Source organism: Methanosphaera sp. A6 (assembly GCF_001729395.1).
Taxonomy (GTDB): Archaea; Methanobacteriota; Methanobacteria; order Methanobacteriales; family Methanobacteriaceae; genus Methanosphaera; species Methanosphaera stadtmanae.
Genome location: NZ_MAIF01000149.1, coordinates 1 through 9,706 on the forward strand (window position 1 = coordinate 1; position 9,706 = coordinate 9,706).

The window sequence follows — 9,706 nt, forward strand, 5'->3', positions numbered from 1 at the left end:
ATGATAACAATAAATTATCAAGTGATATAATAAAAGAAAAACTAGGAATACCAAAACATTATGAAGTAGAAGCAATACTTTCTCTTGGAATTTCCAAAACAACATTACCACCACAAGAATGGGAAAAAACAGAAAAAAATAAAGTTCATAAAGAAAAATATTAATTAATCTTTAGAAATCTGACTCTATGGCTTTAATTAAATTGTATATTGTTTTATTAACAGTAACATCAACATCATATTTTTTACCAAGATATATTATATATCCTGTTAATGAATCAATTTCTGTTTTCTGTTTTCTAGATATGTCTTGTAAAGTGGATGACTGATGATTATAAGTATCTGGAACTAATTTTTCATAAAATAATTCTTTATACTCTTTAGCACTATGCCAACTAATATTATATCCGGCTTTTTTTATTACATTAAAAATTTCATCAATTAATCTATTCATAATATTAACTGAATAATTACTTTCAGTTAATTTACCATAATTCACTCCAAGTATTGCACCTAATGGATTTAAAGTACAATTATACAACATTTTAGCCCAAAGATACTCTTCAACATTATCAGTTATATTAGCTGGAATTCCTGAATCATTAATTAGATTTGCTATAGGTTTTAATTCTGAAACATCACAGCCTTGAAGTGAACCCAGCAGTATTGGTGCTGTATGTACTGTAACTTCACTAATATTTCTTTTAGGTCGTCTAAATCCTGTTATTACACGTGCACAGAATACTTGTTGTTTTTGGAAGTATTTAAGATAGTCTTTATCATTTCCAAAACCATTCTGAAATATGATTATTTTAACATTATCTTTCAAAACATTTTTATTTTCATTTAATCTTTTACTTATCTGTTTATTTGCAGTTGTTTTGCTACATATAAATACATAATCAAAGGTATTTTCTGGAATATCCCCATAATCTGTGTAAACTCTATATTCATTTGTTTGACAAGTTATATGATTAAATATGCCTGTTCTTTCTATTGGATTTTCTTTTATTGATTTAGCTGTTTTTTCTCTTGCAAAAAAGGACACATCTTGTTTTTGTGATATTAATGATGCACCTAATGCTATACCAATTGATCCTGCACCTTCAATTAAAATATTCATTATATTACCTTCAATAATCTAAATACTATTTAATAGATCTGATTTTCTATATTATCTAATATATTATTAAAGATATTTATATAAATGTTTTAAAAAATATAAAAAAAGAGAATAAGAGACGTTAATAAAAAAAATGTTATTTTTTATTCTTTTATTGATACTACTGGTTTAATTAAGTCTCTTGGTTTATCTTTCATTAACATCAATGCATCTTCTACTTTTTCAAGTCCTTTGAATCTGTGAGTTATAAGTAATTCTGGTTTTATACGACCATATTCTACAAGACTTGCAAGACGTTCCATTCTTACTCTTCCTCCAGGACATAAACCAGTATTTATGTCAATATTTGCCATTCCACATCCCCAAGCTTCTCTTGGTAGAGGTACAACATCTGCTCCACTTAAGTAGTTAATATTTGAGATTTTTGATCCAGCTTTTGCCATTTTTACTGCTTGAGGCCATGTATCCATATTTCCTCCTGCAATAATTACTGCATCTACTCCTGCTCCATCTGTAGCATCTCTTATTTGTTCATCAATAGGACCTTCTTTGTAGTTAATAATATCTGTTGCCCCATATTTTTTAGCTACATCTACACAGTTAGGTCTAGTACCTACTGCAAATAATCTGGATGCTCCAAGTATTGCTGCTCCTGCTACTGCACTAAGACCTACTGGTCCAATTCCAATTACTGCTACTGTTGAACCTACTTTTATTTTTGCATTTTCTGCTCCCATTATTCCTGTTGAGAACATATCTGAAAGCATTGCAGCTGTTTCTGGTTCTATTGATTCTGGAAGTTTTGCAAGGTTTGCATCAGCCAAGTTCACATGGAAATATTCTCCAAATACTCCATCTTTGAAATTTGAAAATTTCCATCCACCGAGTGGTTCTGTTGTTTGTGAGGAATATCCTCTTTGTGCTGCTTCATCTTCCCAGTCTGGTGTTATTGCTGGTACTATTACTTTATCACCTGGTTTAAAATCTTTTACATCAGGTCCAACTTCATCTATTATTCCAACTGCTTCATGACCTAGAATCATATCTTTACGATCACCTATAGCTCCTTCCCATACTGTATGGATATCTGAAGTACATGGTGAGAGTGCTAATGGTTTTACTATTGCATCTCTTCTTCCACATTCTGGTTTTTCTTTTTCAACCCATCCAACTTCATTTAATCTTTTCATTGCAAATCCTGTGAATTTTGTCATATAGTCCACCTTTTTTTGAATTTATATATATTTTATAAACTTTTATCTAGTAATATTAGAACTTTTATGATTTTTTTTTTATTCATAAAGATTCACCGACAAAATCATGAATTTAATTGGAAAAATAGTTTTTCCATAGCTATTAGTTAGAGTTAACTTATCTTCAAAAAGTACTTTTGTCAGCGTATCAAAAATATTTTTTAAAAGTTCTTGCTTGATAATTTGTTCTATCTTATATATAAATCTATCATAATTAATAATAATAAACTATGATAAATCATTATGTTTTATTTTTTTATAATAAAAATAAAACTATAAAATAAGCCTAAAAAAATATAAAAAAAAAATAAAAGAATAAAAATGGAAATATAGTCTATTTTAGAAGGATTAAGTAATAAATATTATTTAAATAATTTTTTTTACAAAAAATTAACAACAACCCCCTGACTTATGAGAATATAAATGTTGATGTGAACTTTTTTTACGTGGAACATTTAATTGTTTTAATTTATCAAAAATCAATCCCAATATAATCTCTAAATTAAAAAAATCATAGAATATATTGGATTTCCTTAAGTTATCTAATTGTTGTTTTGCTTGTTTATTTTCATTATTTGTTAATACCCATTCAATATCTAACACCATATTTTTTATTAAATCCTCTTTAATATGTATTAATTCATGTTCAAATTCATGAGCCCTATCACGAATTTCATGGAATTTTTCTATATCCTCTTCTGTTAAATCATATAACTCCTCATATGTTATAAGGTTATTATATTGTGATAGTTGATTATACATATCACTAGATTCCATAATTTTTTTTTGAATATTTTCTGAAATAATATTGAAGATTTCTATTTTAGTTTTATTTGCTTCCTGAGCTAACATACATACCACTATTAGATTTTTTTTATTCTATGTTTATTATCTTCTAAATATTTAAATATTGTCTTTTAAAATTTTTTTTACTAAACATGATATAACTTAATAATAGAAAATAGAAAAAATAATATAATAGAATATAGGTTGAATAATTATATGAATAGTAAATCATTAACATTAAATAATTTAGGTATAATTGAGGAATTAAATTTTATTAGAAGTTATCATAAATACTTACTAGAATATTGTATAGAAAATGAAATATCTTATGATGGTAAGATTGCTGTAGCAATACTTAAATTAAATGAAGATATAGAAAGAATAGTATCTAATCCTGATGAAATTATAAGTCCAAGTGATATGAAATTACTTATTAAAATAGCAGAAGGTAGAGTATTTCTAGAAACTACAGAATTATCTCCAATTTACAATACAAAAAATACTCATGATATTCTTAGAATTCCACGTTATAAAATGTATCATATACTTGAAAGTCATGGATATTAACTATCCTATTATCTCCTTTAATTTTTCAGAATTTATGGATGTTGATATTCTATTTTGCATCCAATGATTACTACATCCTACATAATTAAGAATAACACATTGTGCTGGCATTCCTAATGATTTTGCCTTTAAACCACCATTAATTAAGTTTAATACACATGCAATTCCTATTATGGAAATTGTTTTTTTCTCATGTGTAGGTATATCTTTAAATAATTCAGATTCATGTTTTATTACATACACCTCTTTTTCTATATAGTTTTTTAGTTGGTTTACATTACAGTTATCACTACAACCTATACATTGTTGTCCATAGATTGTTTCTTGTGATAGGCATTTTTTATTTTTTATTTGCATACATTCAGGTAATAGTATGATGGTTTTTTCTCTTTTATCATACTCATTTCTGTATGCTCTATTCATTATTTCTGCTCCAAACATGTTCAGATGATATTCTACTTCTCTTCTTCCACAGAATATTAGATCTTCTTTGTTTTTATGTTTGTATAATTCTTGTTCTAAGTAATTATTTACATTATATGTGTATTTATGAAGTGTTTTATTTGTGATTGTTTTAAAGTAATCTGAGAAGTTAAGTACTTGTTTTAGTATTTTTTCTATTTCTGTTTTATTTTTTGTTTTAAGATATTCTTTAAAATAATTTAATTCCTTTAATTCAAAATAATATTCACCAGTAGCACTTAGATAATCAAATAATTTATCAATTGATGTTGTTGTAAAAGGAATTTCTTTTTTTGTATTTTTTGTTAGTTTTTCTGTGATAATATGACCTTTAATATAGTCTATATCTTCTTTTATTTGTGTATTGTTTCGTCTTATTTTTGCAAGTTTAATTAAAATATTTTTTGATGTATCATCTAGAGTGTATGCTTTTTGAATATATTCCATCCAATATATTCCTATGGATACTATATCTAGTATACATTCCATACCTGATTTTTGTATGTGTTGATTTACATATTCTACATAGTCATTTAGAAATTGAATGTAGTTATTTGAATTTTTGATTATTATGTTTGTTGTTTTTTCTATTTGGGTATTGTAATCATTATTTTCTATGTTATATGTTATGTTTTTCATTTATTGCACTGTCCATGTTTTTAAATATTTTTAGAGCATAGTCTTCTATTTGTTTAAATAGATAATCTAATTGCTCTTGTAGTTTATCTTCACTCATATATGTTGAATCTAAAACTATTAAGTCAAATCTTACTAGTGCATAGTAATAAAATTCTTCTGCTAACTTGTATGGTTCCATTTCATCTATATCTTCATTTTCTAATAATGTTTTGAATATATTTGTCCAAAATTTCAGTGGATTTGATATTATATGTTTTTTATAGAATTTTCTTACTTTTTCATTATGATATTTTTCTATGTTTATTATTCTCCATATTTTTATTATTTCCATGTTATTTAGTTGTTTTTTAAAGAGTTCTGAACCATAATGATATAATTGTTCTATATTATCTAGATTTTTTTTTAAGTCTGATGATTCAAGTGATGTTTCCTCAAGTATGTCTAGAAACTTTTTTAGTATTTTATCTAGTATGTCTTCCTTATTTTTATAGTGGTTGTATATTGAGCTTTCTTTTATTCCAACATCCCGTGCTATACTTCTTATAGATACATTATCATATCCTTTTTTTGATATTTTTTCTATTGATATTTGTAGGATTTTTTCTTTTGTATTTGTTTGTCTCATAATTATTACCTAACACTTGTTAGTTTAGTATTTATTAGTAGGAATATATAAAGCTAACGCTTGTTAGGATAATATATTGTATAAAAAAAATTATAAAAAAAGAAGAAGAAAACTTCCTTAAATTCCAAGAAGTGTTCTTCCAATAGGTATTGTTAAGTTTGCTTCAACATAAGCTGCAATCATAAGTAAAACAAACACAACAACCATAATAACAATACTATCTAAAATCATTTTAAGAGAAACTACCATGAATTTACTAAAAGAAATCTCTTTTCTTAAAGTTAAACCATTGAATAAATTCAATATAGCCTGTGTTACTTTAAAACCTGCACCTCCAGCCAACATGACAGCAGTTAATTCAAGAATTCCATGAGGTACTGTAAATGATAAGAAATATGAAATTGGTAATTGAGATCCTGTAAATCCAATTAATAATCCATTATAAATCAATAAATAAATATTTGGAATACTTAAACAAATACCACTTATAAACATTCTAAATGCAACTGAAAAGTTATTTATAAACAATGGGGTTGTTGCGAGTTCTACTGTACCACTTTGAACACCTTCCTGCATTCCCTGATATGCTGGTATTATTAATGATTGGAATACTGAAGGATAAAAGTATGAAAATAATGTGAATGTTACAAAAAATATTACTGATAATAAAAGATGATACTTTATTCTATGAAGAAAATTTATAATATGATCTGATTTAGATAAATTATGTTTTTCTTCATTAAATACACTAAAATCATGTTTATTTGTAAATATTTTTACTGTACAATCAATAATTGCTTGTGATAACTCTGTTACTAACACTATAAATGTATAACTTGGATTTACAAAGAACAATAAAATTGCAACTATTGTATATCCACAATATCCTTCTTTTACATGATTAGATAACATGAGATATGTTAATAGTAGTGATAATAATATTGTAAGAGGTACTTCAATAGTTATTATATCTGCCAGTTGTACTTGTGCTGTTAGAGCACATGCCACATAGATAAATACAGATAATATTGCAGCTGCAAAATATTTGTTAATATTAAAAATATTATTCTCTGCTTTTTGTTTTTCAATACTTTTTTCATTTACACTAACTTTTATATTATGAATATGATGATATATATTCTGAGTATCATCATATATAGGATTTTGATTTATATTAATTTTTATATTTTCCTTATCATCCATCCTATGCCTCCTAGTATAATTACTTTTTTATGTTTATAAATTAATCTATGTATAAAATTTGTACATATTAATAATATAATATATAATTAAATTAATATATTAAGTTTTTCATGTATAAGAATTGTACTAGTATTATATTTTCATTTTAAAATTTAATATAACATTAATTATAAAAATTAATAATAAGAAAAAACATAATTGGTGTAAAAAACATGAAAGTAACTGTATCATTATTTAATTCTAAAACAAAAGATGTGGCAATAGTAATTGATTTATTAAGAGCAAGCACGACAATAACAATAGCCTTAAATACATTCAATAAAGTAATACCAGTAAACACATCTAACGAAGCATTTGAACTAAAAAATAAATATAATGCACTACTTGCTGGAGAAGACAATCTTAAAACAATCGAAGGATTTGACATAACAAACTCACCAAAAGAAGTACAAAAACACGAAGGAGATGTACTTGTATTAAAAACAACAAATGGAACAAGAGTACTAGAAAATACAAAAAATAACAACAAAAATGTAACAGTACTAATTGGTACAGGCATCAATGCAAATGCAGTAGCTAAAAAAGCACTAGAAATAGCTACTGAGGAGATAGAAATTGTAATGGCAGGAAGACATGAAAAATTCAATATAGAAGATGCAACAGGTGCAGGTGTAATAGTTAAAGAAATAATTAAATCTGCAAAAGATCAAAACATACCACTAGAATTAGATGAAACTGCACTTGCATCAACAATACTTGCTAAAGATGAAAAACAAGTAAAAGAATTAATAGGAAATTCATGGGGCGCAACAAAACTTACTAAACTAGGATTAGAAGACGATGTTAAACTATGTCAATTAATTAATGAAATTAATGAAGTACCAATATACAAAAATAATGAAATAACAAAACTATAATATAGGAGAATACAATGGAACTTATAGATATTGGATTAAATCTAATGCATAAATCATATGATAAAGATAGAATTGATGTTATTAATGAAGCCAAAAAAGTAAATGTAACAAAAGCCATAATAACTGGAAGTAGTATTCAATCAAGTATTCAAGCTACAGAATATGCATTAAAATACCCTAACCTCTATGCAACATGTGGAGTACATCCCCATGATGCAAAAACATGTGATGAAAACACAATAGACACACTACATAAACTAGCAAAAAATGACTGTGTTGTTGCAATTGGTGAATGTGGTCTTGATTACAATAGAAACTACTCTCCCCAAAACATACAACGTAAATGGTTTGAAAAACAAGTAGAACTAGCAGAAAAATTAGATATGCCCCTATTTTTACATGACAGAGAATCCTATGATGATTTTGCAAAAATACTCAGAAAACACAAAAAAATGGCTAAACAATCAGTAGTTCATTGTTTTACTGGAACAAAATATGAAGCTGAAGATTACCTTGATTTAGGCTGTTATATTGGTATTACCGGATGGATCTGTGATGAACGTAGAAACAGTGACTTACTCAAAGCTATTAAAGTAATACCTCCAGAAAAATTAATGATAGAAACTGATGGTCCATTCTTACTTCCAAGAGATTTTGAAAAAAAACCTAAAAAAAATAGAAACGAACCAAAATATCTACCACATATCCTAAAAAGAATAGCAAAAGAAATGAATATAGAACCAGAAACACTAGCAAAAGAAGTTACACATAACACAAAAGAATTCTTTAGAATATAACAAAAAGAGGATAAAAGATTAAAATGGAAACTATCTACTGTGCAAACTGTGGACATAAAAACAATATTTCAACTGATACTTGTGAAAAATGTGGTGAAATTTTACACATATTTACCAATGCAAACAAGGAAATAAATTCTATTAATGAATTATTTACAGATATGCATCTATTTCAATTAAACAATAAAATATTAAGTTTAGATGCATATGAAACAATAATACAAAGTATTATAGAAGCTGGAAAAAATAGATTAACATATAAAGAATATAGGACACCTTTAGAGCAAATAAAAGCACTTGCTGAAGCATACTCCATACTAATATTTAAGAATGATAGAAAAAATTATGGAGAATATGCATTTAATGTTATATGTGTTGATGAATGTTTTGATGAAGCAATACAAATAGCAACAATACTTCATGAACTAACACACCATCTTTTTAACACCATACTTTGTTCTATAGTAATGTATGTATGGAATGTGAAAAAAACACCCATGTTAGATGCATTTATACAAACCATGACAACAATTCCCGAAGTTCTATTAATAAGTGAATATTGTGCAAGTAGTACTGAAAAAATATATTTACCAGAGGAATATGTGTCTTATTCATCATTTAATTCAATATGTGCAGACTTAAAATATGATAAAACTAAAATTATGAAATGTTTTATTATAGGAAAAGGAATACATAAAAGTATATGTCAAATATTTGATGCTATAATGGATAATCAACTAAAAGATGATATTAAAAATGAATTTAAAAAATATGATACAACACCTATAGGAAAACCAATCTGTATAAGTGATAACCAATCAACAAATAATATACTAAGAAATGTTTATATAATGAATCTCATAAACAACAGTTATAACCTAATAAACAATAAAGAAATATATCCTCTTCTTGAAAAAAATAAAAAATACTATGAAAAATCACAAATAAAAGGAGCCTATTACTAAGACTTTACTTTTTTATTATCAAGGGAAATTATTATATCAAAATTAATAGTTTCCACATTTTCTCCACCAATTGCACGTAGTAAATAATTAAATGATTCTTCTTCAGTAAATACGAGATAATTTTCATCTAATTCATTAAATCCTTCATGAAATATTTTTCTCATTAAGGATAAATCCATAGATAACTCTGTTAAAATATTCACCATGTGTAAAATACCTTCTTCTGTTATTGCAGATTGATGTTGTGTATGTGAGAAATCTGTATTTATATTAATAATAAATCTCTTAAATAATGTATGTACTAACTTATCCTTGTTATCATTTATTTCATAGAAATATGATTCTAAATCATATGTTGATAAAAATCTTG

General features: G+C 25.8%; 11 protein-coding genes. 4 read left to right on the forward strand and 7 right to left on the reverse strand.

Features of this window, described 5'->3' with window-relative positions:
* Positions 1 to 171: 171 nt before the first annotated feature.
* From A9758_RS06215 to A9758_RS06225, 3 genes are all read right to left on the reverse strand, one after another.
* Entirely contained in the window at positions 172 to 1,122 is a 951-nt protein-coding gene (locus tag A9758_RS06215; RefSeq protein WP_011406553.1) for a ketopantoate reductase family protein, read from the reverse strand.
* Between the two features lie 143 nt (positions 1,123 to 1,265).
* Complete coding sequence (locus tag A9758_RS06220; protein ID WP_011406554.1) at positions 1,266 to 2,336, reverse strand: NAD(P)-dependent alcohol dehydrogenase; 1,071 nt, start codon at positions 2,334 to 2,336, stop codon at positions 1,266 to 1,268.
* Positions 2,337 to 2,765: 429 nt separating this feature from the next.
* Complete coding sequence (locus tag A9758_RS06225) at positions 2,766 to 3,227, reverse strand: hypothetical protein (RefSeq protein ID WP_011406555.1); 462 nt, start codon at positions 3,225 to 3,227, stop codon at positions 2,766 to 2,768.
* A 150-nt stretch (positions 3,228 to 3,377) separates the two neighbouring features.
* Here A9758_RS06225 and A9758_RS06230 point away from each other — a divergent pair, with 150 nt between their 5' ends.
* On the forward strand, positions 3,378 to 3,728 hold the full coding sequence (locus A9758_RS06230; protein WP_011406556.1) for a hypothetical protein: 351 nt from the start codon (positions 3,378 to 3,380) through the stop codon (positions 3,726 to 3,728).
* On the opposite strand, the gene A9758_RS06235 is transcribed toward A9758_RS06230, so the two are convergent.
* The 3 genes from A9758_RS06235 to A9758_RS06245 form a co-directional block, all read right to left on the reverse strand.
* Complete coding sequence (locus A9758_RS06235; RefSeq protein ID WP_048059741.1) at positions 3,729 to 4,829, reverse strand: DUF116 domain-containing protein; 1,101 nt, start codon at positions 4,827 to 4,829, stop codon at positions 3,729 to 3,731.
* Complete coding sequence (locus tag A9758_RS06240; protein WP_011406558.1) at positions 4,810 to 5,454, reverse strand: TetR/AcrR family transcriptional regulator; 645 nt, start codon at positions 5,452 to 5,454, stop codon at positions 4,810 to 4,812. Before A9758_RS06240 ends, A9758_RS06235 begins: the two co-directional genes overlap by 20 nt.
* Positions 5,455 to 5,571: 117 nt before the next feature.
* The gene (locus A9758_RS06245; protein ID WP_011406559.1) at positions 5,572 to 6,657 is read right to left on the reverse strand and encodes a stage II sporulation protein M; all 1,086 of its coding nucleotides are present in this window, start codon (positions 6,655 to 6,657) and stop codon (positions 5,572 to 5,574) included.
* A gap of 212 nt (positions 6,658 to 6,869) precedes the next feature.
* Between A9758_RS06245 and comB the strand changes: the two genes are divergently transcribed.
* From comB to A9758_RS06260, 3 genes are read left to right on the forward strand one after another with little or no spacing between them, the layout of a single operon-like run.
* Complete coding sequence (gene comB, locus A9758_RS06250) at positions 6,870 to 7,574, forward strand: 2-phosphosulfolactate phosphatase (protein WP_011406560.1); 705 nt, start codon at positions 6,870 to 6,872, stop codon at positions 7,572 to 7,574.
* Positions 7,575 to 7,588: 14 nt separating this feature from the next.
* On the forward strand, positions 7,589 to 8,371 hold the full coding sequence (locus tag A9758_RS06255) for a TatD family hydrolase (RefSeq protein ID WP_011406561.1): 783 nt from the start codon (positions 7,589 to 7,591) through the stop codon (positions 8,369 to 8,371).
* A 23-nt stretch (positions 8,372 to 8,394) separates the two neighbouring features.
* Positions 8,395 to 9,336 carry a hypothetical protein gene (locus A9758_RS06260; RefSeq protein ID WP_011406562.1) on the forward strand — a complete coding sequence of 314 codons (942 nt, stop codon included), beginning with the start codon at positions 8,395 to 8,397 and terminating at the stop codon, positions 9,334 to 9,336.
* Here the strand turns inward: A9758_RS06260 and A9758_RS07610 are convergent.
* Positions 9,333 to 9,706: hypothetical protein (locus A9758_RS07610; RefSeq protein ID WP_158005524.1), on the reverse strand; the 374-nt coding region annotated here is incomplete at its 5' end. The two genes, A9758_RS06260 and A9758_RS07610, sit on opposite strands and share 4 nt — an antisense overlap.